General features: G+C 61.4%; 15 protein-coding genes, 2 tRNA genes, 3 rRNA genes, 1 pseudogene and 1 riboswitch. Of the genes and pseudogenes, 11 read left to right on the top strand and 10 right to left on the bottom strand.

Annotated elements, in window-relative coordinates; all coding sequences use genetic code 11:
* Positions 1-55 precede the first annotated feature (55 nt).
* Positions 56-1,317: pseudogene (locus ACHMW6_RS03185) on the top strand (DUF2264 domain-containing protein).
* Between the two features lie 8 nt (positions 1,318-1,325).
* Complete coding sequence (locus ACHMW6_RS03180) at positions 1,326-3,671, top strand: beta-galactosidase (RefSeq protein WP_395405487.1); 2,346 nt, start codon at positions 1,326-1,328, stop codon at positions 3,669-3,671.
* Between the two features lie 144 nt (positions 3,672-3,815).
* Here ACHMW6_RS03180 and rrf read toward each other — a convergent pair.
* The 9 genes from rrf to ACHMW6_RS03135 all read right to left on the bottom strand — a co-directional run bounded on the left by rrf (position 3,816) and on the right by ACHMW6_RS03135 (position 13,516).
* Positions 3,816-3,928: ribosomal RNA gene (gene rrf / locus ACHMW6_RS03175) — 5S ribosomal RNA — on the bottom strand.
* A gap of 105 nt (positions 3,929-4,033) precedes the next feature.
* Positions 4,034-6,905, bottom strand: a 23S ribosomal RNA gene (locus tag ACHMW6_RS03170).
* 189 nt (positions 6,906-7,094) lie between these two features.
* A tRNA-Ala gene (locus ACHMW6_RS03165) sits at positions 7,095-7,170 on the bottom strand.
* A gap of 18 nt (positions 7,171-7,188) precedes the next feature.
* Positions 7,189-7,265, bottom strand: a tRNA-Ile gene (locus ACHMW6_RS03160).
* A gap of 63 nt (positions 7,266-7,328) precedes the next feature.
* Positions 7,329-8,860: ribosomal RNA gene (locus ACHMW6_RS03155) — 16S ribosomal RNA — on the bottom strand.
* The 16S, 23S and 5S rRNA genes sit together here with 2 tRNA genes alongside, the layout of an rRNA operon.
* 268 nt (positions 8,861-9,128) lie before the next feature.
* On the bottom strand, positions 9,129-9,896 hold the full coding sequence (locus ACHMW6_RS03150) for a phosphatase PAP2 family protein (RefSeq protein ID WP_395405485.1): 768 nt from the start codon (positions 9,894-9,896) through the stop codon (positions 9,129-9,131).
* Entirely contained in the window at positions 9,874-11,529 is a 1,656-nt protein-coding gene (locus tag ACHMW6_RS03145) for a phosphoethanolamine transferase (RefSeq protein ID WP_395405483.1), read from the bottom strand. Before ACHMW6_RS03145 ends, ACHMW6_RS03150 begins: the two co-directional genes overlap by 23 nt.
* A gap of 81 nt (positions 11,530-11,610) precedes the next feature.
* A complete protein-coding gene (locus tag ACHMW6_RS03140; protein WP_395405481.1) occupies positions 11,611-12,837 on the bottom strand; it encodes a sensor histidine kinase in 1,227 nt (408 codons plus the stop codon).
* On the bottom strand, positions 12,830-13,516 hold the full coding sequence (locus ACHMW6_RS03135; RefSeq protein WP_395405479.1) for a response regulator transcription factor: 687 nt from the start codon (positions 13,514-13,516) through the stop codon (positions 12,830-12,832). Before ACHMW6_RS03135 ends, ACHMW6_RS03140 begins: the two co-directional genes overlap by 8 nt.
* Before the next feature lie 20 nt (positions 13,517-13,536).
* Here ACHMW6_RS03135 and cobT point away from each other — a divergent pair, with 20 nt between their 5' ends.
* The 9 genes from cobT to cobU all read left to right on the top strand — a co-directional run bounded on the left by cobT (position 13,537) and on the right by cobU (position 22,248).
* Positions 13,537-14,568 carry a nicotinate-nucleotide--dimethylbenzimidazole phosphoribosyltransferase gene (gene cobT / locus ACHMW6_RS03130; protein ID WP_395405477.1) on the top strand — a complete coding sequence of 344 codons (1,032 nt, stop codon included), beginning with the start codon at positions 13,537-13,539 and terminating at the stop codon, positions 14,566-14,568.
* A 3-nt stretch (positions 14,569-14,571) separates the two neighbouring features.
* On the top strand, positions 14,572-15,336 hold the full coding sequence (locus ACHMW6_RS03125; RefSeq protein ID WP_395405475.1) for an adenosylcobinamide-GDP ribazoletransferase: 765 nt from the start codon (positions 14,572-14,574) through the stop codon (positions 15,334-15,336).
* The gene (locus ACHMW6_RS03120; protein ID WP_395405473.1) at positions 15,327-15,875 is read left to right on the top strand and encodes a histidine phosphatase family protein; all 549 of its coding nucleotides are present in this window, start codon (positions 15,327-15,329) and stop codon (positions 15,873-15,875) included. The genes ACHMW6_RS03125 and ACHMW6_RS03120 overlap by 10 nt, the downstream gene beginning before the upstream one ends.
* Positions 15,862-16,083, top strand: a riboswitch (cobalamin riboswitch). (Overlaps the previous gene by 14 nt.)
* A 65-nt stretch (positions 16,084-16,148) precedes the next feature.
* Entirely contained in the window at positions 16,149-17,975 is a 1,827-nt protein-coding gene (locus ACHMW6_RS03115) for a TonB-dependent receptor domain-containing protein (RefSeq protein ID WP_395405471.1), read from the top strand.
* 18 nt (positions 17,976-17,993) lie between these two features.
* Entirely contained in the window at positions 17,994-19,016 is a 1,023-nt protein-coding gene (locus tag ACHMW6_RS03110; RefSeq protein WP_395405469.1) for a FecCD family ABC transporter permease, read from the top strand.
* A 1-nt stretch (position 19,017) separates the two neighbouring features.
* Positions 19,018-19,791 (top strand): ABC transporter ATP-binding protein, encoded by a 774-nt coding sequence (locus ACHMW6_RS03105; RefSeq protein WP_395405467.1) that lies wholly within the window; start codon positions 19,018-19,020, stop codon positions 19,789-19,791.
* Positions 19,788-20,390, top strand: a complete 603-nt coding sequence (gene cobO / locus ACHMW6_RS03100) for a cob(I)yrinic acid a,c-diamide adenosyltransferase (protein WP_395405465.1) — start codon at positions 19,788-19,790, stop codon at positions 20,388-20,390. The genes ACHMW6_RS03105 and cobO overlap by 4 nt, the downstream gene beginning before the upstream one ends.
* On the top strand, positions 20,390-21,691 hold the full coding sequence (locus tag ACHMW6_RS03095; RefSeq protein WP_395405463.1) for a cobyrinate a,c-diamide synthase: 1,302 nt from the start codon (positions 20,390-20,392) through the stop codon (positions 21,689-21,691). Before cobO ends, ACHMW6_RS03095 begins: the two co-directional genes overlap by 1 nt.
* The gene (gene cobU, locus ACHMW6_RS03090; protein WP_395405461.1) at positions 21,688-22,248 is read left to right on the top strand and encodes a bifunctional adenosylcobinamide kinase/adenosylcobinamide-phosphate guanylyltransferase; all 561 of its coding nucleotides are present in this window, start codon (positions 21,688-21,690) and stop codon (positions 22,246-22,248) included. The genes ACHMW6_RS03095 and cobU overlap by 4 nt, the downstream gene beginning before the upstream one ends.
* Here the strand turns inward: cobU and ACHMW6_RS03085 are convergent.
* A complete protein-coding gene (locus ACHMW6_RS03085; RefSeq protein WP_395405459.1) occupies positions 22,245-22,397 on the bottom strand; it encodes a hypothetical protein in 153 nt (50 codons plus the stop codon). The genes cobU and ACHMW6_RS03085 overlap by 4 nt on opposite strands.
* Between the last annotated feature and the right edge of the window lie 129 nt (positions 22,398-22,526).

Here is a 22,526-nt window from a genome sequence, read left to right as displayed (position 1 = left end):
GCATATTTCTCCAGTACTTAGAATCAATGAATACCAAAAGCATAAGGAGACGAAAATGGAACGACGCAGCTTCCTGAGAGCTGTCGCCGCCGGATCGGCCGTGGGCAGCCTGGCCGGTGCCGCCGCCCCCGCGCTGGCAGCAACCCAGCAGGGCGCCAGCGCGGACCGCGCCTACATGGCCGGCCTGTTGCAGAAGATGTGCGAACCGGTCCTCAGCAATATGGCCGCCGGCACGATGCAGAAGCGCTTCCCGATCGAAGTCAGCCCCACCTGGGATGGCCGCGACAAGCGCGTGAGTTATCTCGAATGCTTCGGCCGCCTGATCGCCGGCGCCGCACCCTGGCTTGCGCTGCCGGATGAAGGCAGCGCGGAAGGCCGCGCGCGCAAGCGCCTGCAGCAACTGGCCCTGCAAAGCTATGCCAACTCTGTCGATCCGAAGAGCCGGATTACCTGCTGTGGTCCGGCCCCGGCCAGACGCTGGTCGATTCCGCCTACTTCACCAATGCCCTGATGCGCGCCCCCAAGGCGCTGTGGGAACCGCTGGATAACGCGACCAAACAGCGCATCATCACCGAGATCAAATCCCTGCGCCGCATCGACCCGCCATACACCAACTGGCTCCTGTTCGCGGCGATGAATGAAGCCTGGCTGCTGTCCATCGGCGAGCAATACGATCCGATGCGACTGAACCTGGCCGTGCGCAAGATGAATGAATGGTATGCGGGCGACGGCTGGATCAGCGACGGCGAATCCTTCCACTTCGATTACTACAACTCTTACGTCATCTACCCCATGCTGGCGGAGATCCTGGAAGTCGTGGAGCGCCACAACGCCCCGTTCTGGAATGGCAAACCGGCCGAACTGCGCGCCCAGGCCTTCAAACGCATGCAGCGCTTTAGCGAACACCTGGAGCGGTTCATTTCACCGGAAGGCACTTATCCACCTATCGGCCGATCGCTGACTTACCGCACGGCAGCTTTCCAGCCATTGGCCCTGCTGGCCTGGCGCAAGCAACTGCCGCAAAGCCTGCCGGAGGGCCAGGTGCGCGCGGCCATGAACGCCGTCCACAAGGCCATCTGGACTGAGCCCAGCAACTTCACCAAGGACGGCTACCTGACCATCGGCTTCGCCGGCCACCAGCCCGAACTGGGCGACTGGTACTCGAACAACGGCAGCATGTACATCGCGTCGGCCAGCTTCCTGCCACTCGGCCTGCCCGAGTCGGACAGCTACTGGACTGCGCCGGCACAGGACTGGACGCAGAAAAAAGCCTTCGCCAGCCGCCGCTTCCCGAAAGACTACCCGGTCAACTACTGAGCCCACAGATGACGAGCAACCCACTCCGCCGCCGCGTCCTGCAAGGCACGGCGGCTGCCATTGGCACCATTTTCCTGCCGCTGCACGCGGCCACGCCGCGCTTCACCATCGGCACCGACGACTTCCTGCTGGACGGCAAACCGCTGCAGATTCGCTGCGGCGAGATGCACTTTGCCCGCGTGCCGCGCGAATACTGGCAGCACCGCCTGAAGGCCATCAAGGCCATGGGCCTGAACACCGTCTGCGCCTATCTGTTCTGGAATTATCACGAGTGGCGCGAAGGCCGCTATGACTGGAGCGGCCAGCGCGACGCGGCGGAGTTCTGCCGCCTCGCGCAGCAGGAAGGCCTGTGGGTCATCCTGCGTCCCGGTCCCTATGCCTGCGCCGAGTGGGAGATGGGCGGACTGCCGTGGTGGCTGCTCAAGAGTCCCGGCGATGCCTTCCTGCGTACGCGCGATCCGAACTACATCAATCCGGCGCGGCGCTGGCTGGCGGAAGTGGGCCGCGTCCTCGGTCCGCAGCAGGTCACCCATGGCGGCCCTATCCTGATGGTGCAGGTCGAGAACGAATACGGCTTCTTCAGCGACGACAAGGAATACATGCGCATCATGCGCCAGGCCCTGCTCGATGCGAAGTTCGACGTGCCGCTGTTCCAGTGCAATCCGACCAATGCGGTGTCGCGTACCCATATTCCCGAACTGTTCTCGGTCGCGAACTTCGGCAGCGATCCCGCCACCGGCTTCAAGGCGCTGGCCGCCGTGCAGCAGGGGCCGAAGATGTGCGGCGAATACTACTCCGGCTGGTTCGACACCTGGGGTGCACCGCACCGCCGCGGCGCGGCAACGAAAGCGGTCGAAGATATCCAGGCCATGCTGAAGATGAACGGCTCCTTCAGCCTTTATATGGCGCACGGCGGCACGACCTTCGGCCTGTGGGGCGGCTGCGACCGCCCCTTCCGCCCCGATACCAGCAGCTACGATTACGATGCGCCGATCAGCGAGGCGGGCTGGATGGGCGAGAAGTTCGACGCCTACCGCGAGGGCATCAAGCCTTTCCTCGCTGCGGGCGAAACGCTGCCGGTGGCGCCGGCGCAGAATCCGCTGTTGGAAATTGCGCCGTTTGCGCTGAAGGAGTCGGCCTCGGTGTTTGCAAACCTGCCGCCGAAAGTGATCCGCGATGTTTCGCCGCGTCCGCTGGAGGAGTACGACATCAGCCGCGGCATCGTCGCTTACCGCGTTACGCTACCTGCCGGTCCGGCGGGCGTGCTGGAAGCGGCCAAGGTGCGCGATCTGGCGTGGGTCTTCATGGACGGCAAACAGGTCGGCACGATGGACACGCGCTATCGGCGCTTCAGTGTCGACCTGCCCGCACGCTCGAAGCCGGTCACGCTGGAGATCATGCTGTACACGATCGCGCGCGTGAACTTCGGCGTGGAGATCCACGACCGCAAGGGCCTGCATGGGCCGGTGCGCTTTACGCCGACAGGCGGCACGGCGCAGACGGTGGAGAACTGGGAGATTCGCGCTATCGACTTCGATGCGGATGGCATATTGCCACCGCTGTCCTGGAAGCCCGGCCGCGCAAAAGGCGCCGCGTTCTGGCGCGGCAGCTTCAACGCATCGCGCCAGGCCGACACCTTCCTCGATATGTCGAGCTGGGGCCAGGGCATCGTGTGGATTAATGGCCGCTGCCTGGGGCGCTACTGGAGCATCGGCCCGACGCAGACCATGTACCTGCCCGGTCCGTGGATTCGCGACGGCGCCAACGAAGTGGTGGTGCTCGACCTCACTGGCCCGCAGACTGCGCGCATCAGCGGCCTGAAAAAGCCGATCCTCGATCAGCTGCGTCCCGAGCGCGACCTGGCGCGTCCGCCGAGCAAGATCAAGCCGCATCTCGATGGGGTGACGCCGGTGCATGAAGGCGAATTCGCCGCGGGTTCGGCGACGCAGGATGTCCGGTTCTCGCAGCCGGCGCGCGGACGGCAGTTTTGCCTCGAGTCGCTGGATGCACATGACGGCAAGCAGTTCGCCGCCATCGCAGAGATCTCGCTGCTCAATGCCAAAGGCGAAACCATCGACCAGTCCAACTGGACGATCGCCTACGTGAGCAGCGAGGAAGCGAGCAAGGAAGATGGCGGCGCGCTGAATGCGATCAATGGCCAGGTTACCGACTACTGGCACAGCGCGTGGAGCGGTACGGGATTGAAGCCGAAGCACCCGCACCGCCTGATCATCGATCTGGGCAAGGATGTTGAAGTGGCGGGCCTGCGCTACACGCCGCGCCAGGGCAAGGATGACGTGACCGGACGCATCAAGCACTTCCGCGCCTACGTCGGTGACCAGCTGGCGCGCTAATTAAAACCCACGGCCTAAAACAGGTGTCTGCCACATCGTGGCAGACACCAGGTTCACGCCTTGGGTTCTGAGAATGCAAAAAGCCCGCCGAGCGCTTTCCGAGACCCCATCTCGGAAAGCCCTGGCGGGCTTTTCTAATAACTAGCCTGACGATAACCTACTTTCACACTGGTTGCAGCACTATCATCGGCGCAAAGTCGTTTCACGGTCCTGTTCGGGATGGGAAGGGGTGGGACCGACTTGCTATGGTCATCAGGCATAACTTGTACGCATGTCGCCGCTCACTGCGGCGCCACACTGAATCTGGAAGAAGTAAGTTGGGTATCTCAAACACGGTAAGTGCGTATAACCGGCAAGGTTATAGGGACAAGCCGTACGGGCAATTAGTATCAGTTAGCTTAATGCATTACTGCACTTCCACACCTGACCTATCAACGTCCTGGTCTCGAACGACCCTTCAAGGAGCTCAAGGCTCCGGGAAATCTCATCTTAAGGCAAGTTTCCCGCTTAGATGCTTTCAGCGGTTATCTCTTCCGAACTTAGCTACCCGGCAATGCCACTGGCGTGACAACCGGTACACCAGAGGTTCGTCCACTCCGGTCCTCTCGTACTAGGAGCAGCCCCCTTCAAATTTCCAACGCCCACGGCAGATAGGGACCAAACTGTCTCACGACGTTTTAAACCCAGCTCACGTACCACTTTAAATGGCGAACAGCCATACCCTTGGGACCGGCTACAGCCCCAGGATGTGATGAGCCGACATCGAGGTGCCAAACTCCCCCGTCGATATGAACTCTTGGGAGGAATCAGCCTGTTATCCCCAGAGTACCTTTTATCCGTTGAGCGATGGCCCTTCCATACAGAACCACCGGATCACTATGTCCTACTTTCGTACCTGCTCGACTTGTCGGTCTCGCAGTTAAGCACGCTTATGCCATTGCACTATTAGCACGATGTCCGACCGTACCTAGCGTACCTTCGAACTCCTCCGTTACACTTTAGGAGGAGACCGCCCCAGTCAAACTGCCTACCATGCACTGTCCCCGACCCGGATCACGGGCCAAGGTTAGAACCTCAAACAAACCAGGGTGGTATTTCAAGGTTGGCTCCACGAGAACTGGCGTCCCCGCTTCAAAGCCTCCCACCTATCCTACACAGATTGGTTCAAAGTCCAATGCAAAGCTACAGTAAAGGTTCATGGGGTCTTTCCGTCTAGCCGCGGGTAGATTGCATCATCACAAACACTTCAACTTCGCTGAGTCTCGGGAGGAGACAGTGTGGCCATCGTTACGCCATTCGTGCAGGTCGGAACTTACCCGACAAGGAATTTCGCTACCTTAGGACCGTTATAGTTACGGCCGCCGTTTACTGGGACTTCAATCAAGAGCTTGCACCCCATCATTTAATCTTCCAGCACCGGGCAGGCGTCACACCCTATACGTCCACTTTCGTGTTTGCAGAGTGCTGTGTTTTTATTAAACAGTCGCAGCCACCAGTTTATTGCAACCCTTTCGCCCTTCCACAGTAAAGTGGTCAAGCTACCGGGGCGTACCTTTTCCCGAAGTTACGTACCAATTTGCCGAGTTCCTTCTCCCGAGTTCTCTCAAGCGCCTTAGAATACTCATCTCGCCCACCTGTGTCGGTTTGCGGTACGGTCTCGTATGACTGAAGCTTAGAGGCTTTTCTTGGAACCACTTCCGATTGCTTCGCGCTACAAGAGCGCTCGTCCCAGTCCCTTGAATTATGTGCCCGGATTTGCCTAAGCACCTTCTATGAACCAGAAACTAGCTATTCCAACAGCTAGACAACCTTCCGCGATCCGTCCCCCCATCGCATCATACGACGGTGCAGGAATATTAACCTGCTTCCCATCAGCTACGCATCTCTGCCTCGCCTTAGGGGCCGACTCACCCTGCTCCGATGAACGTTGAACAGGAAACCTTGGGCTTACGGCGTGCGGGCTTTTCACCCGCATTATCGCTACTCATGTCAGCATTCGCACTTCTGATACCTCCAGCAGCCTTTACAAGCCACCTTCGCAGGCTTACAGAACGCTCTCCTACCATATCCTTGCGGATATCCGCAGCTTCGGTGACTGGCTTAGCCCCGTTACATCTTCCGCGCAGGACGACTCGATCAGTGAGCTATTACGCTTTCTTTAAATGATGGCTGCTTCTAAGCCAACATCCTGACTGTTTTAGCCTTCCCACTTCGTTTTCCACTTAGCCAATCTTTGGGACCTTAGCTGGCGGTCTGGGTTGTTTCCCTCTTGACGCCGGACGTTAGCACCCGACGTCTGTCTCCCAAGCTCGCACTCACCGGTATTCGGAGTTTGCAATGGTTTGGTAAGTCGCGATGACCCCCTAGCCATAACAGTGCTCTACCCCCGGTGGTGATACTTGAGGCACTACCTAAATAGTTTTCGGAGAGAACCAGCTATTTCCAAGTTTGTTTAGCCTTTCACCCCTATCCACAGCTCATCCCCTAATTTTTCAACATTAGTGGGTTCGGTCCTCCAGTGCGTGTTACCGCACCTTCAACCTGGCCATGGATAGATCACTTGGTTTCGGGTCTACACCCAGCGACTGGCGCCCTGTTCGGACTCGATTTCTCTACGGCTCCCCTATCTGGTTAACCTCGCCACTGAATGTAAGTCGCTGACCCATTATACAAAAGGTACGCCGTCACCCCTTACGAGGCTCCGACTGTTTGTATGCACACGGTTTCAGGATCTATTTCACTCCCCTCCCGGGGTTCTTTTCGCCTTTCCCTCACGGTACTGGTTCACTATCGGTCGATTACGAGTATTTAGCCTTGGAGGATGGTCCCCCCATCTTCAGACAGGATTTCTCGTGTCCCGCCCTACTTGTCGTACGCTTAGTACCACCGCTTGAATTTCGTGTACGGGGCTATCACCCGCTATGGCGCCTATTTCCAGAGGCTTCCACTATCCAAACGACTATCACGTACAGGCTCTTCCCATTTCGCTCGCCACTACTTTGGGAATCTCGGTTGATTTCTTTTCCTGCAGCTACTTAGATGTTTCAGTTCGCCGCGTTCGCTTCGTATTCCTATGTATTCAGAATACGATGACCTAAAAGGCCGGGTTTCCCCATTCGGAAATCTTCGGATCAAGGCTTGTTTGTCAGCTCCCCGAAGCTTATCGCAGACTTCTACGTCCTTCATCGCCTGTAATCGCCAAGGCATCCGCCATGTGCACTTAGTCACTTGTCCCTATAACCTTGACGGCTATAGTTCTAAGCACTTACTACTGTGTTTGATGAGTTTTTGTATGCGTTCCTTTCGGAACACTACCCTAAGTGTGAATCTTTCGATTCACGCTTAATAAAACTTTACTTCTTCCAGATTGTTAAAGAACGAGTACTACTCTTATGTCTGCGTCTATCGCACACATAAAGGCAGTGGTGGAGGATGACGGGATCGAACCGACGACCCCCTGCTTGCAAAGCAGGTGCTCTCCCAGCTGAGCTAATCCCCCGTGGTACAACACGATACTTGGTGGGTCTGGTTGGGCTCGAACCAACGACCCCCGCGTTATCAACACGGTGCTCTAACCAGCTGAGCTACAGACCCGCGCTCGTTTCTTTTGATCTAACAGCCGATAAGTGTGAACGTTTGAGTCCGTGCAGACTCTAGAAAGGAGGTGATCCAGCCGCACCTTCCGATACGGCTACCTTGTTACGACTTCACCCCAGTCACGAATCCTACCGTGGTAAGCGCCCTCCTTGCGGTTAAGCTACCTACTTCTGGTAAAACCCGCTCCCATGGTGTGACGGGCGGTGTGTACAAGACCCGGGAACGTATTCACCGCGACATGCTGATCCGCGATTACTAGCGATTCCAACTTCATGTAGTCGAGTTGCAGACTACAATCCGGACTACGATACACTTTCTGGGATTAGCTCCCCCTCGCGGGTTGGCGGCCCTCTGTATGTACCATTGTATGACGTGTGAAGCCCTACCCATAAGGGCCATGAGGACTTGACGTCATCCCCACCTTCCTCCGGTTTGTCACCGGCAGTCTCATTAGAGTGCTCTTGCGTAGCAACTAATGACAAGGGTTGCGCTCGTTGCGGGACTTAACCCAACATCTCACGACACGAGCTGACGACAGCCATGCAGCACCTGTGTGCAGGTTCTCTTTTCGAGCACTCCCAGATCTCTCCGGGATTCCTGCCATGTCAAGGGTAGGTAAGGTTTTTCGCGTTGCATCGAATTAATCCACATCATCCACCGCTTGTGCGGGTCCCCGTCAATTCCTTTGAGTTTTAATCTTGCGACCGTACTCCCCAGGCGGTCTACTTCACGCGTTAGCTGCGTTACTAAGTCAATTAAGACCCAACAACTAGTAGACATCGTTTAGGGCGTGGACTACCAGGGTATCTAATCCTGTTTGCTCCCCACGCTTTCGTGCATGAGCGTCAGTTTTGACCCAGGGGGCTGCCTTCGCCATCGGTGTTCCTCCACATCTCTACGCATTTCACTGCTACACGTGGAATTCTACCCCCCTCTGCCAAACTCTAGCCTCGCAGTCTCCATCGCCATTCCCAGGTTAAGCCCGGGGATTTCACGACAGACTTACGAAACCGCCTGCGCACGCTTTACGCCCAGTAATTCCGATTAACGCTTGCACCCTACGTATTACCGCGGCTGCTGGCACGTAGTTAGCCGGTGCTTATTCTTCAGGTACCGTCAGCAGGAATGGATATTAGCCACTCCCTTTTCTTCCCTGACAAAAGAGCTTTACAACCCGAAGGCCTTCTTCACTCACGCGGCATTGCTGGATCAGGGTTGCCCCCATTGTCCAAAATTCCCCACTGCTGCCTCCCGTAGGAGTCTGGACCGTGTCTCAGTTCCAGTGTGGCTGGTCGTCCTCTCAGACCAGCTACTGATCGTTGCCTTGGTGAGCCTTTACCTCACCAACTAGCTAATCAGATATCGGCCGCTCCAGGAGCACAAGGCCTTGCGGTCCCCTGCTTTCATCCTGAGATCGTATGCGGTATTAGCGTAACTTTCGCTACGTTATCCCCCACTCTTGGGTACGTTCCGATATATTACTCACCCGTTCGCCACTCGCCGCCAGGCCGAAGCCCGCGCTGCCGTTCGACTTGCATGTGTAAAGCATGCCGCCAGCGTTCAATCTGAGCCAGGATCAAACTCTTCAGTTCAATCTCTGTTTTCGCTATTTCTAGCGGGTCACTCACTCAAAATACTGACGAAATCTCGATAAAGAGATTTACGTTTAATTTTGTGCGAGCGTTTGAAACTAATAATTTGAGCATCGCGCCATTCGGCGCGTTGCACATCGTCAAACGCCCACACTTATCGACTGTTGATTTTTAAAGATCCTGCTTGCTTTGACGAAGCGTTTTGTTCGTCAGCAGAGAAGTGAGATTATGCAGCGTTTCGCTCTATCCGTCAACCCCTCTACTCGCTTCACTCAGCTGCCGTAGCAGCGTTGCGAGGGACAGAACTATAGCTAATGGAAGGCACCTTGGCAAGTACTTTTGTGTTGAGCTGATAGACGGCGAACACGACAGCGCAAGCCACCCAGCACGACCACAGTGTGTGCGTCAGGAAGTGCGCGCCACGCAGCTGCTGCACCCAGCCGACGCCAAAGCCCAGCACCAGCGCTGCCAGCCCGACAGCCAGCGCCTTGCGCGGCGCCTTCGGCCACCAGAATGCGGACAGTGCGATCAGCCATAGCGTGCTCGACGCATGTCCGCCAGGCAGGCAGTGTCCGGCCGACACGCCATGCGGCATCAGCTCAAGAATACGTATATAAGGTGCGTCACCGCCATAGCGCTGCAAGTCCCACGGGCAGTGCGAACTGCTGGACCGCTTCAGCAAACTGGTGAGCAGCGGCACGAACAATGCCGACATTCCCAGGACGCGCACGCCGATACGGTGCGACCAGTCCCAACCCTTGAATGGACGCCAGCTGTCGTAAAGCGCCAGCAGCACTGCGCCGACGGCCGCCACCGTCATGATTTTCTTCAGGATTTCGTGGTTGAACTGCTCGGCAAACCAGGCATGCTGCAGGGGGAATAGCTGACGGGCCTGATCATAGGCTGCATCCGCCAGCTGCAGATCGATATTCGTCGCCTGCCCGAGCCACAAAATGAACAGTGCGGAAATACCCAGCACCGAAACAGCGAGCGTGGCTGGGCCGATACCTGATTTATACGCCGTGGACGCATGCATGGAAGAGATCCAGTTGTGGGTTGTAAACAGCCGTGTTCACGTTCAGCATCCCCAGGGTGGAGTGGAAGACGTTGTCGTGGGAGAACTCTTGTCCGCTGCGTGCCGCCAGGCAGGAGCGGTCGATATTGAAGCGGCCACGGAAACTGTCCGACAGCCACAGCATCATCGGCACCTTGCGCTGCTCCGCCGGCGAGAACATATATGGCGCGCCATGCAGGTACATATTCTTCTCACCCAGCGATTCGCCATGGTCCGAGAAGTACAGCATCGAGGTATCCACCCCATCCTCAGCCGCCACTTTGCGCAACAGGTCGATGGTCCGGCTCAGGAAGTAGTCCGTATAAAGAATGGTGTTGTCATACGCTGCAATAATGGACTCACGCGAGCATTTTTCCAGCTCGTTGGTCTGGCACACGGGGCCGAACTTATTGAACTCCGCCGGATAACGGCGCCAGTAAGCAGGACCGTGGCTGCCCTTCTGATGCAACACGATGACAAGGTCCTTCTTGGCGTTGCGGATAAGCTCCGGCAAGCCTTCCAGCAAATGCTCGTCGAAGCATTCCTCTTCGTTGCACAGCTTGTTGCCGGCCACGGGTTTCGACAGGTCCTCGAAACGCACGCGATCGCAGGCGCCTTTGCATCCGGAATTATTGTCGAGCCACAATACATCGAAGCCGGCATGGCTCAACACATCCAGCAACCCTTCCTGGGAGCGCGCCTTCGCCTCCGAATAATCCTCGCGTCCCATGGCGGAGAACACGCAGGGAACGGAAACGGCCGTCGCCGTGCCGCAGGAACTGACATCGCTGAAATTGATCAAGCCCTCCTCTTGCGCCAGACGCGGATTCGTCGCCCGGGAATACCCATTCAGCGAAAAATTCATGGCCCGTGCCGTTTCGCCAACGACGAGCACCGTCACGGTTCGCCGCTCGATACCGGCAGCGGCAGCAGCGGCCCAAAGGCGGCCCTTGCTCGCGTCCGTTCCCAGAGGTGCAATGGTGGTCGGCGTTGCCCAACGGTGTTTCAGGTAGCTGCTGGTAGCCTGGAATACATTGGTCGGCGTGAGCAGCAGGCGCATTTCACGGTGCTCCCGCACGGCCGGCGCCAGAGTCTTAAACAGCAGCATCAGCACGCCAACCATGACCACGACGGAACCGGCAATCGTTCCCAGCTTGATCAGCAGGTCGCGGCGCAGCGACGGGAAGCGCAGCGGCAGGCGCCATACTATTAAAGACGGCAGTACGCCCAGCAGCAGCACCGTCTGCACCAGGTGCCAGCTCAGCAGCTCATTGGCTTCCCGCACATCGGTTTCGACCACGTTCTGAACCATGGACGCGTCGATCACGACGCCGTACTTGTTCATGAAGTAACTGGATGCCGACGTCAGCAGGAATAGGAAAATCAGCACCGGCTTGATGAGCGGCCGGAAATTTACCAGAGTGAGGAATAGATTGAAGACCAGCACCAGCACCAGGACGGCGCCGAGATAAAGTGGGACATTGCCGAACTGGACACCGCCCGTAGCGCTAACAAAACTTTTCCAGAAGCTGGCGTTGCATGCCAGAACGAGGAAGGCAGACGCCGCCACAGTCAATAGTGGCGCCTGAACAGGTGGTAAGGATTTCAACTTCACAAAGACTCCCGGCAATTAGCCACAAAAGATAACGGGAGGCAAGTGAAGTAGTCGTGAAGGCGGCGTTAAATTTGCGTTAAATCAAGGAAAGTGCAGTTCGCAGCGGGTTCCGCCGCCCTCTCGCGGCAAGACGAACAAAGTTGCACCAAGGTAACTACAAATACGCTGGACCAGGCTCAGTCCCAGCCCGGAGCCGGCGGAGCCCGTTTCGCCCCCCGGTGCCGGCTCACCGCGCAACCGGGCGAATGCGGAGGCGGGGAGGCCAGGCCCGGTATCTTCTACGATCAGGCGACCGGGTTCGAGTCGGACTTCCACCATGCCCATTGCTGTGTATTGGCAGGCGTTGCGCACCAGGTTGCCGACAGCCGCCACAATCAGCTCGCGCGGCCCGGCCACTTCGAAGTCGCCGCCGCCGCCAAAGCGCAGGGTAATCGGACGATTGTTGACCAGCGGCTGATAGCGCGCAACTTCCGTCTGCGCTACTGCGGCTGCGGAAAGCTTGTCCCACTCCAGCACTTCGGGCGAGCGGGCCAGGCGCAGCAGCACGGCCGTCACTTCGCTCGCTTCGCGTGCTGCGCGGTAAATCCGCTCGGACGGGGCATGCAGCGCCGGATCGTCCTTGGTGCGCTCCATCAGCACTTCGGCGGCCCCGCTGATCACGGTCAGCGGCGTGCGCAGCTCGTGGCTCACGTCTCCCGTAAAGAAGCGCTCACGGTCGAGGAAGCGGGTCAGCTCCGACGTGTGGCCGGCGAAGGCGCGCGCGAGCACGCCCAGTTCATCCTTGCGCTCCTGGTGCGGCAAATCGTCCTTGCGTTGTTCGACCGCCTGCGCCAGTTCCATCATCGGCGTGACAAAGCGGTTGGCCAGGAAGCGGCCCAGCACCACCGAACAGCCGATGAAGGCCAGCAGCACGGCAAGGAACATCGAGTACACGACCTGCTCGATGTGCTCATACTCGGTGCTGTGATCCACCACCACGAAATCGCCGATGGCATCGCGCCCCGCCAGCACTTGCAGGTACACGCCATCCACGATCCGGTCATGCACGCCGGGAGACAGCCCGCGCAGCGACAACGGAATGTCATTGTCATGATGGAAGCTCACGCCGGAGGGCATTTCCACCGGCAGGTGGCCGGCGTCGCGCGGCGAAGCCCATTTGGCGATCTCCTCCAGTCGGTCGTCCACCAGGCGGTCTTCGATGCCTTCGACGGCGATCATCGCCACGACCGCAAACACGACGGACACCACCATCGCGAAGGTCATATAGGCGGCGATGATGCTCCGCCGCAGCGAATGGACCTTATTCATCTGCTTCGCTCACCAGTTTGTAGCCGATCCCTGGAATGGTGCGCAGCATGGCGAAGGGATGGGGCTTGTCCAGCGCCTGGCGCAGTGCGTGGATGTGGGTGCGCAGGGCATCGCTGTCCGGCCGGTCCTCACCCCACAGCTCCTGCTCCAGCGCTTCGCGCGTGACCACATTGGGCGCCTCTTTCATCAGCAGGCGCAGGATGGTGAAGCCAGTGCGGGTCAGCGCCAGCGGACGGCCGGCGCGGCGCGCCTCGAAGTTCGCGGTATCGAATGTCAGCTCGCCCACGGTCAGCATGGGGCTGGCCGTCTGGGCGCCGCGCGCGCGCCGCACCAGGGCGCGCAGGCGCACTTCCAGTTCGACCAGGGAGAACGGTTTGACGAGGTAATCGTCGGCGCCGCTGTCGAAGCCAGCCACCTTGTCTTCCAAGGTGTCGCGCGCGGTCAGCATCAGCACGGGCGTGGACTTGCCCAGCTCCCCGCGCAGCTTCTGGCACAGCTCCAGGCCATTCAGCCCGGGCAGCATCACGTCCAGCACAACCGCGTCGTAATCGTTCTGCGCAGCCAGCCCCAGTCCGCCGTAGCCATTGGCGGCGGAATCGAGCACGTAACCCTTGGGCTCCAGGAAGCCGTACAGGTTGGCGACAATGTCCGGATTGTCTTCAATGATGAGAATGCGCATGCGGGCATTATAATTCTCTGATGACTATCCCACACATCACCCCAATTTCTAACGAAACGCTCGCGGGACAGCTGGATCGCGCGATCAACAACAAGACCAAGCCGCTGGGCAGCCTGGGCGCACTGGAGACGCTGGCAAAGCAGATCGGCATGATCCAGCAGACCACGTCGCCCGAGCTGCGCGAACCTGCCATTCTGGTCTTCGCGGGCGACCACGGTGTCGTGGCCGAGGGCGTGTCCGCCTATCCGCAGGACGTGACCTGGCAAATGGTCGAGAACTTCCTGGCCGGCGGCGCCGCCATCAATGTGTTCGCACGCCAGAACGGCTGCTCCCTGAGCGTGGTGGACGCCGGCGTGAACCACGACTTCGGGCCGCGCGAAGGCCTGTTGAACCGCAAGATCGCTCCCGGTACGCGCAATTTCGCGCAGGAGAAGGCCATGTCCGCCCAGGAGTGCATGGAAGCGATCGAGGCCGGCATGGAGCTGGTCGAAGCGCTGCCGGGCAATGTGCTGGGCTTTGGCGAAATGGGCATCGGCAATACGACGGCAGCTGCGGCCCTGATGCACAAGCTAACCGGCATTCCGGTGGCCGACTGCGTGGGCGCGGGCACGGGCCTGGATGCCGAAGGCGTGCTACGCAAGCAGCGCGTAATCGAAGCGGCGGTGCAGCTGCACGACGTCAACGGCGGCCTGCCGGTGCTATCCGCATTCGGCGGCTTCGAAATCGCCATGATGGCCGGCGCCATGCTGAAGGCGGCCGAGCGCCGCATGGTCCTGGTGATCGACGGTTTCATCGTCACCAGCGCCCTGCTGGTGGCGGCCCGCATCAAGCCGGAAGTGCTGGAATACTGCGTGTTCTCGCACTGCTCGGACGAGAGTGGCCACAAGCGCATGCTGGAACATCTTGGCGCACGTCCCCTGCTGAATCTGGGCCTGCGCCTGGGCGAAGGTACGGGCAGCGCGCTGGCCATGCCGCTGCTGCAGTCGGCCGTGAACTTCCTGAACCAGATGGCGACGTTCGACTCCGCCCAGGTCAGCGAAAAGTCCGCCTGATTCATGCAGCAGGTCCGCCTCTTCTTCATCGCGCTGCAATTCTTTACGCGGCTGCCGATCCCGCGCTGGGTCGGCTTCGAGGCGGCCTGGCTGCATCACGCTTCCCGTTATTTTCCGCTGGTCGGCCTGGTGGTCGCGGCGATTGCCGCCGGCGTGTATGCGCTGACTGCGCTCGTACTGCCGCCCGCGGTCGCCGTCCTGCTCTCCACCGCCGCCGGCATCTATGCCACCGGCGCCTTCCATGAAGACGGCTTTGCCGATATGTGCGACGGCTTCGGCGGCGGCCACACGCGCGAGCGCGTGCTGGAGATCATGAAGGACTCGCGTATCGGCGCTTACGGCGCGATCGGCATCCTGCTCCTGCTGGCGACCAAGGTTGCGGCTCTGTCTTCGCTGCCGTACACCGGGGTGCTGGCGGCGCTGTTCGTCGCCCATCCTGCTTCCCGCCTGATGGCGACGGCCCTGATCTGGCGCATGGAATATGCCCGCGCGGAAGGCAAGGCCAAGCCGATGGCGCAGGAAATGCGCAGCGGCGAATTCGCCATCGCAGCCTGCACCGCGGCACTGCCGGTGGCGCTTGTCGCCGCGCGTGGCTGGATCGCGCCGGTTGCGTTGGCCTGTGGCCTGCTTGCCATGGTCCTCGCCGCCGCCTGGCTTGCCCGTAAATGCGCGCAGCGCCTGGGCGGCTATACGGGCGACTGCCTGGGCGCCGTGCAGCAGCTGACGGAGGCTGTGTTCTACCTCGGCGCGCTGGCTGCGTGGAGCTGATCCTCATCCGCCACCCGGCGCCGCTTGCCGCGCCGGGCATATGCTACGGCAGCAGCGACCTGTCGGCAGATCCCGCCGCGCTGGCCGCGTGCGTCACGGGCGTTCGCGCCGAGCTGCCGCCAGAGCTGCTGCGCACGGCGCCCATCCGCACCAGCCCACTGCAGCGCTGCGCCGCCCTGGCCACGCAACTCGCTACCCCGCGCGCGCCGATCGTGGACGCCCGCCTCGCCGAACTGGATTTCGGCGCCTGGGAACTGCGTGCCTGGGACGACATCCCCCGCGCCGAAGTCGATGCCTGGGTCGCCGACCTGCTGAACTACCGCCCCGGCGGCGGCGAATCCGTACTGGATGCGGCACGCCGCGTGCAAGCCTTCCTGAAAGCGCTGGACGGCACTGCCATTGTGGTATGTCACGCCGGCACGATCCGCCTGCTGCAAGCGCTTGCCGGCGGCGCCGCCCTGCATGAAGCCGCGCTGCAAGCGGCTGCAAAACCACACGCCATCGCCTACGGCAGCATACACCGGGTTATAATTGAATAGTTTTGGTGCCCGCGTTCGAGTCCTCGAACGCAGTTAAACGGGAAACACGACACCGTCCACGACGGTCAACGTGTGCTGCCCCCGCAACGGTAAGCATGTGCCGCTCCATAAAGCGGCAGCTGTCTCCTCCGCCACTGTGCGCAAGCATGGGAAGGCAAGACAGCCAGGCATGCCAGCCCGGATACCGGCCAAATCAGGTGGAAGCGCAATGCGCTTTCGTGTGATTCCAGTCTACGGGGACGTGGGCTGGTTGCTCAATATCGAAAACTTGTCATGACCTCTCCCGTCACCCGGCAAGCGGCCCTCGCGTCGTTCGCCCTGGCTATTGCTGCGCCAAGCGTGCAAGCCCAAACCACTGCCCTGAACGCGGTCATCGTGACCGCCACCCGCACTCCGCAAGCTGCGCGCGATGTTGTCGCCGACACGCTGACTATCGGCGCGGAAGAAATTGCCAACGCCGGCGCCGGCTCCATCACGGAACTGCTGCAACGCCAGCGCGGCATTGAAGTCACCCGCAACGGCGGCCCGGGCACCAACTCCGGCGTGCTGATTCGCGGCGCCAACGGCAACCAGGTCATCGTGCTGGTGGACGGCGTGCGCATCGGCTCCGCCACCAGCGGCACCGCCGCCTGGAACGCGATCCCGATGGAAGCCATCGACCATATCGAAGTCGTCTACGGCCCGCTCAGCACCCTGTACGGCGCGGACGCCATCGGCGGCGTGATCCAGATCTTCACGAAGAAAGGCCAGGGTGCGCCCAGCATCAGCGCCTCGGTCGGCGGCGGCACCGACAATACGCGTGCCTACCAGGCTGCCGTATCCGGCAGCAGCGGCGCCGTCAGCTATGCGCTGAGCGCAGCGAAAGAGCGCTCGGACGGCTTCTCGGCCACCAAGCCGGCCAACAGTTCCTATAACCCGGACGACGACGGCTACAAGCGCGAAAATGCCGCCGGCCAGGTCGCATGGCAGCTGGCCCCCGGCCATGAACTGGGCCTGCTCTTCCTGCACAGCCGCCTCGACGCACAATTCGACAGCGGCAAGGCGCGCGCCGACAGCGTGCAGGTGCTGGATAACTATGCGGTCTACTCGCGCAACAAGATCACTTCCGAATGGTCGATGCTGGCCCAGGCGGCGCAAAGCCGCGACAAGTCCGGCAGCTTCACCGCCACCGACAGCCAGATCAACACCAAGCAGACCACCTTCAACTGGCAGAACGACTACCGCCTGGGCGACGATATGCTGCAGCTGCTGGTCGAGCACCGCAAGGAAGAAGTGGAAGCCACCACCACGGCCGTTTCGCGCGACCGCAGCACGACGTCCGTCGCCGGCAGCTATCAGTTGAACCGCGGCCCGCACCTGCTCAGCATCGGCGCCCGCAACGACGACAGCTCGCAGTACGGCAACAAGGCCACCGGCTCGCTGGGTTATGGCTACCGCCTGTCCAGCGCGCTGCGCCTGAACGCCAGCTACGGCACCAGCTTCCGCGCGCCGACCTTCAATGAACTCTACTACCCGGGCTTCGGCTTCGACGGCAACAAGCCTGAGCGCGGCCGCAACGGCGAGGTAGGCCTGAACTTCGACAACGGCAGCACTGCCCTCACTGCCGCCTACTATCACAACAAGCTGACCGACCTGCTGGTCAATACGACGCCCTGCCCCAAGCCCGGCTTCAAGTTCGGTTGCGCGTATAACGTCAACAAGGCCACGCTGGAAGGCTTGACCATGTCGGCCCGCCAGCGCCTGGGCAGCTTCACGCTGCGCGCGGACGCTGACTTCCAGGACCCGAAGGATGACACGACCGGCAAATCGCTGGTGCGCCGTGCCCGGCGCCATGGCAACGTGGGCGTCGACTATGAAGCAGGCCCTCTGCACACCGGCGTGGAATGGCAGGTGTCCTCGTACCGCTTTGACGACGCCTCCAACGTCAACCGCCTGGGCGGCTATGGCCTGGTGAACCTGTACGCGACCTGGCAGTTCTCGCGCGACTGGTCCGCCCTGGTCCGCTGGAACAACGTGGCCGACAAACAGTATGAGCTGGCCCGCAATTACGCAACGGCCGGTTCCACTGTGTTCGCCGCCCTGCGTTACGGCTTCCACTAAATCGGTTAAGCTCCCGCAATGCATCCATTCTCCGCCCAATTGCGCAACCGAGCCGGCCTGATTACCGTAGGCCTGGTCGTCCTTTCCATCGCCAGCCTGGTGATTGCCGGCATGACTGGCTCGGTATCGATTCCGTTGGCGGATATGCCGGGCGCCTTGCGGGAATTGCTGAATGGCCAGCCGTCCTCGCTGGCAGCCACGCTGCTGGATTTGCGCGCCGGCCGTGCTGTGACAGCTTTCGTTACTGGCGCTTCGCTGTCACTGGCGGGCATGATGATGCAGGCCCTGCTGCGCAATCCGCTGGCCGACCCTTATGTACTGGGCGTTTCGTCCGGCGCATCGGTAGGCGCGCTGGCGGCCCTGCTGTTCATGTGCGCAGCATGGGTGGTGGACGCGGCGGCTTTCGCTGGCGCAGTCGCTGTGTCCATGCTGCTGTATATACTGGCGCGGCGCGACCTGCGCGGCGGCACGGCGGCGGAGGGCGGCACGGCGCTGCTGCTGTTGACAGGTGTGATTCTGTCCTCGGCCTGTATCGCGCTGGTGACGCTGATGCTTTCCATCGCGCCGGACAGCCGCCTGCGCACCATGGTGTTCTGGCTGATCGGCGACCTTTCCGGCGCTCCCATGCGCTGGCTGCCGTGGTTCGTCCTCGCCGGCTCGCTGATCTTCGCCCTGCGCAGCGCCCGCTCGCTGAACGTGATGGCCCTGCACGCGGAAGCGGCAGCCACGCTGGGTATCCGCGTTGGCGCGCTGCGCAAGGGACTGTTCTTCGTATCCGCGCTGCTGACGGCGAGCGCGGTAACCAATGCCGGCAGCGTGGGCTTTGTCGGCCTGATCGTGCCGCATGCCTGCCGTTTTGCCTTCGGTCCGGACCACCGCGTGCTGGTCCCAGCCGCCACGCTGGTGGGCGGCGCTTACCTGGTGCTGGCCGACACGCTGGCGCGCACCATCATCGCGCCGCAGCAACTTCCTGTGGGGGTGGTCACGGCGCTGGTCGGCACGCCGGTCTTCCTGTACCAGTTGCACCGGCTGAGGAAATAAGATGATCGCAACCGAACAACTGCGCCTGGATATCGGCCGGCGCACGCTGGTCGAAGCGCTGGACTGGCGCGTGGGCGACGGCGAATGCTGGAGCGTGATCGGCCGCAATGGCGCCGGCAAGAGCACCTTGCTGCGCACCCTGGCCGGCTTGCGCCAGCCGGAATACGGCCGCGTGCTGATCGGTCAGCGCCCGCTGGCCGAGTGGCCGCTGGCCGATCTGGCGCGCAAGCGCGCCTTCCTGGCCCAGTCGCGCAACGACGCATTTGCTTACTCGGTGATCGAGACTGTGCTGTCCGCACGCCATCCCTACCACGCCAACCGCTATTGGGAAGACACCGACGACCACCACGCAGCGCTGAAGGCGCTGGAAGCGATGGAGGTGGCGGACCTTGCCGAGCGCGATGTGCGAACCCTGTCCGGTGGCGAACGGCAGCGCGTCGCGATCGCGGCCTTGCTGGCGCAGGATACGCCCCTGCTGCTGCTGGACGAGCCGGCCAATGCCCTCGACCTGGCGCATCAGGTCAGCGTGATGGCCCTGCTGGCGAAGCTGTGCCGCGAGCAGAAAAAGACGGTAGTCATGGTCGGCCATGACCTGACGCTGGCGCACAGCGTTTCCACCCACGCGCTGCTGCTGATGGGCGATGGACGTTGGCTGGCCGGGCCCGTGTCCGAAGTCATGCAACCGGCGGTTCTGAGCGAATACCTGCAACATCCGATCGATGTCGTACGCCACGGCAGCCGCACGATTTTCATCCCCATGGAGAGATCCGCATGAGCGATATCAACGAACGCCACCGCGAGCGCATGGAGCGCAAGAAAGCCATCATCGACGCCAAGATCGCGGCGGCGGACAAGGACATCGGCGTCCTGATCGTCAATACCGGCAATGGCAAGGGCAAAAGCTCGAGCGGCTTCGGCATGGCCATGCGCGCGATGGGCCACGGCATGAAGGTCGGCGTAGTGCAATTCATCAAAGGCGCCATGTCGACCGGCGAAGAGATTTTCCTGCGCCGCTTCCCGGAGGAGTGCCATTTCCACGCCATGGGCGAAGGCTATACCTGGGAGACCCAGAATCGCGAACGCGATGTCGAAAAGGCTGTCGCCGCCTGGGAGCAGGCGCGCGTCTTCCTGCGTGATCCTTCCTATGGCATGGTCATCCTGGATGAACTCAATATCGCGCTGAAGTACAAGTATCTTGACGTGCACACGGTAATTGCGGACCTGCTGGATCGTCCGCCGATGCAGCACGCGGTAGTCACCGGACGCGCGGCGCCGCCGGAGCTGATTGAAGCGGCGGACACCGTCACTGAAATGAACGTCGTCAAGCATGCCTTCAAGGCCGGCATTGCGGCGCAACCAGGAACGGAGTGGTAATGGCACGCGCGGTGCTGGTGGCCGCGGCGGCGTCCGGCCAGGGCAAAACGACCGTTACCGCCGCGCTCGCGCGCAAGCTGCGCGGCATGGGGCAGCGCGTCCGCGTGTTCAAGTGTGGGCCGGATTTCATCGATCCCATGATTCTCGCCCGAGCCAGCGGCGCGCCGGTGCAGACGCTGGACTTGTGGATGGTCGGCCGCGAAGAGTCGCGCCGGCTGCTGGCCGAGGCAGCGCGCGAGGCCGATGCGATCCTGATCGAAGGAGTGATGGGACTCTACGACGGCACGCCTTCCGCCGCCGATCTCGCAAACGAGTTCGGGCTGCCTGTGCTGGCGGTTATCGATGCCGGCGCGATGGCGCAGACGGCCGGTGCGCTGGTGATGGGCTTGCGCGATTATGGGCCGGTGCGCATGGCCGGCGTGATCGCCAATCGTGTGGCGAGTGCGCGGCACGCTGAGATGGTCGCGTCTTCGTTACGCGATATCCCATTGCTTGGCAGCCTGGCCAAGCAGCCGCAGTCCCTGCCCGAGCGTCATCTGGGTCTTGTGCTGCCCGACGAGCAGCCAGCCATCGAAGGCCTTCTCGATACGCTGGCCGACCAGTTGGCGCTCGATGCGGCCGCCTGGGATGCGCTGCCGGTCACCTTTTTCGATGCCACGACGCGCGTCGCTTCCACCGAGGCCGCGCACGTGTCAACGCTGGCCGGCCGCACCATCGCCGTCGCGCGCGACGCGGCATTTGCCTTCATCTACCCTGCCAATATCGATACGCTGACTGCCCTCGGCGCGCGCATCGCCTGGTTCTCACCATTGGCCGACGAACCTGTGCCCGCCGAAGCGGACGCGGTCTACCTGCCCGGCGGCTATCCGGAACTGCACGCAGCGCAATTGTCCCAGGCATCGCAATGGCAAGCGTCCATCCGGGCCGCGCATGAAGAGAGCAAGCCTATCGTCGCCGAATGTGGCGGCATGATGGCCATTGCCGAGTCGCTCACCGCGCCGGATGGCACGACCTGGCAGATGGCCGGCCTGTTGCCGGGCCGTGTCGCCATGCAGTCCCGTCTCGCGGGTCTTGGTCCGCAGGCCCTGCCGACCTCCGCAGGCCCCCTGCGCGGGCACACTTTCCACTACTCGCTTCTCGAAACGAGCGAGCCGGCGGCAGCGAGCACAATCAAGCATCCAAGCGGCGTGCAGGGAGAAGCCGTCTACCAGGTCGGCTCCTTGCACGCATCCTATTTCCACGCCTACTTCGCTTCCAATCCGGACGCGGTCGCGGCATTGTTCACGCGGGGCGCTGCATGAACCGCACCCTCATTCTCGGCGGCGCCCGCTCCGGCAAAAGCGGCTACGCGGAACGCCTGGCTATGCAGTCCGGCAAGGAAGTCGTCTACATCGCCACCGCGACCGCCGGCGACAGTGAGATGGCCGAACGCATCGCGCATCACCGCAAGCAGCGTCCCGCGCACTGGACGACGGTCGAAGAAGGCCTTGCGCTGGCCGCCGCGTTACGCACCTGGCGCGCGCCGCAGCGTGTTGTGCTGGTCGATTGCCTCACGCTTTGGCTCACCAATCTGCTGTTCTGCGATGGAGCGCAGTATCCCGACATTGGCGCGCTCACCCTGCCCGAACGCTTCCATACCGAACGCGCGGCGCTGCTGGACGAACTATCCCGTTCCGATGCCGGCGCGGTCATCTTTGTCTCTAACGAAGTCGGCATGGGCATCGTGCCTTATGGCGCCGTGTCGCGCGCCTTCACCGACGAAGCCGGGCGCCTCAACCAGGCCGTTGCCGCCCTGTGCGACGAGGTTGTCTTCGTCGCCGCCGGCTTGCCACTCACGCTGAAAGGCGCGCCGTGCTAGCAGGGCTCGACTGGACGGCAACCGCGCTGCTGATGTTGTGCGGCGTCCTGCTCGACCTGCTGCTCGGCGAACCTCGCCGCTTCCATCCCCTCATCGGCTTCGGACGCCTCGCCGCCGCCCTTGAGCGCCGCCTGAACTTGCGCGCACACGCGGTATCTTCCGCGCACCCCGCTTCCAACTCGTCGCCAGCGCCGGCTGACTCGGGCGCCCAAGTTGTCCCCGCCGCCTCCGCGCCTCCGACGACGTCCGCACCGCTGCGCGCAGAAAACCCACAATCC

The organism is Pseudoduganella sp. UC29_106 (assembly GCF_044055365.1).
In the GTDB taxonomy this organism is placed as follows: Bacteria; Pseudomonadota; Gammaproteobacteria; order Burkholderiales; family Burkholderiaceae_D; genus Rugamonas.
The sequence above is the reverse complement of the archived record's forward strand: the minus strand, read 5'-3'. Positions and strand labels throughout refer to the sequence as shown.

Bases quoted from the DNA above. Each gene is read 5' to 3' on its own strand.
- ACHMW6_RS03180 (WP_395405487.1), top strand. From the start codon at position 1,326: ATGACGAGCAACCCACTCCGCCGCCGCGTCCTGCAAGGCACGGCGGCT.
- ACHMW6_RS03150 (WP_395405485.1), bottom strand. From the start codon at position 9,896: ATGCATGCGTCCACGGCGTATAAATCAGGTATCGGCCCAGCCACGCTC.
- ACHMW6_RS03140 (WP_395405481.1), bottom strand. From the start codon at position 12,837: ATGAATAAGGTCCATTCGCTGCGGCGGAGCATCATCGCCGCCTATATG.
- ACHMW6_RS03135 (WP_395405479.1), bottom strand. From the start codon at position 13,516: ATGCGCATTCTCATCATTGAAGACAATCCGGACATTGTCGCCAACCTG.
- cobT (WP_395405477.1), top strand. From the start codon at position 13,537: ATGACTATCCCACACATCACCCCAATTTCTAACGAAACGCTCGCGGGA.
- ACHMW6_RS03125 (WP_395405475.1), top strand. From the start codon at position 14,572: ATGCAGCAGGTCCGCCTCTTCTTCATCGCGCTGCAATTCTTTACGCGG.
- ACHMW6_RS03115 (WP_395405471.1), top strand. From the start codon at position 16,149: ATGACCTCTCCCGTCACCCGGCAAGCGGCCCTCGCGTCGTTCGCCCTG.
- ACHMW6_RS03110 (WP_395405469.1), top strand. From the start codon at position 17,994: ATGCATCCATTCTCCGCCCAATTGCGCAACCGAGCCGGCCTGATTACC.
- ACHMW6_RS03105 (WP_395405467.1), top strand. From the start codon at position 19,018: ATGATCGCAACCGAACAACTGCGCCTGGATATCGGCCGGCGCACGCTG.
- cobO (WP_395405465.1), top strand. From the start codon at position 19,788: ATGAGCGATATCAACGAACGCCACCGCGAGCGCATGGAGCGCAAGAAA.
- ACHMW6_RS03095 (WP_395405463.1), top strand. From the start codon at position 20,390: ATGGCACGCGCGGTGCTGGTGGCCGCGGCGGCGTCCGGCCAGGGCAAA.
- cobU (WP_395405461.1), top strand. From the start codon at position 21,688: ATGAACCGCACCCTCATTCTCGGCGGCGCCCGCTCCGGCAAAAGCGGC.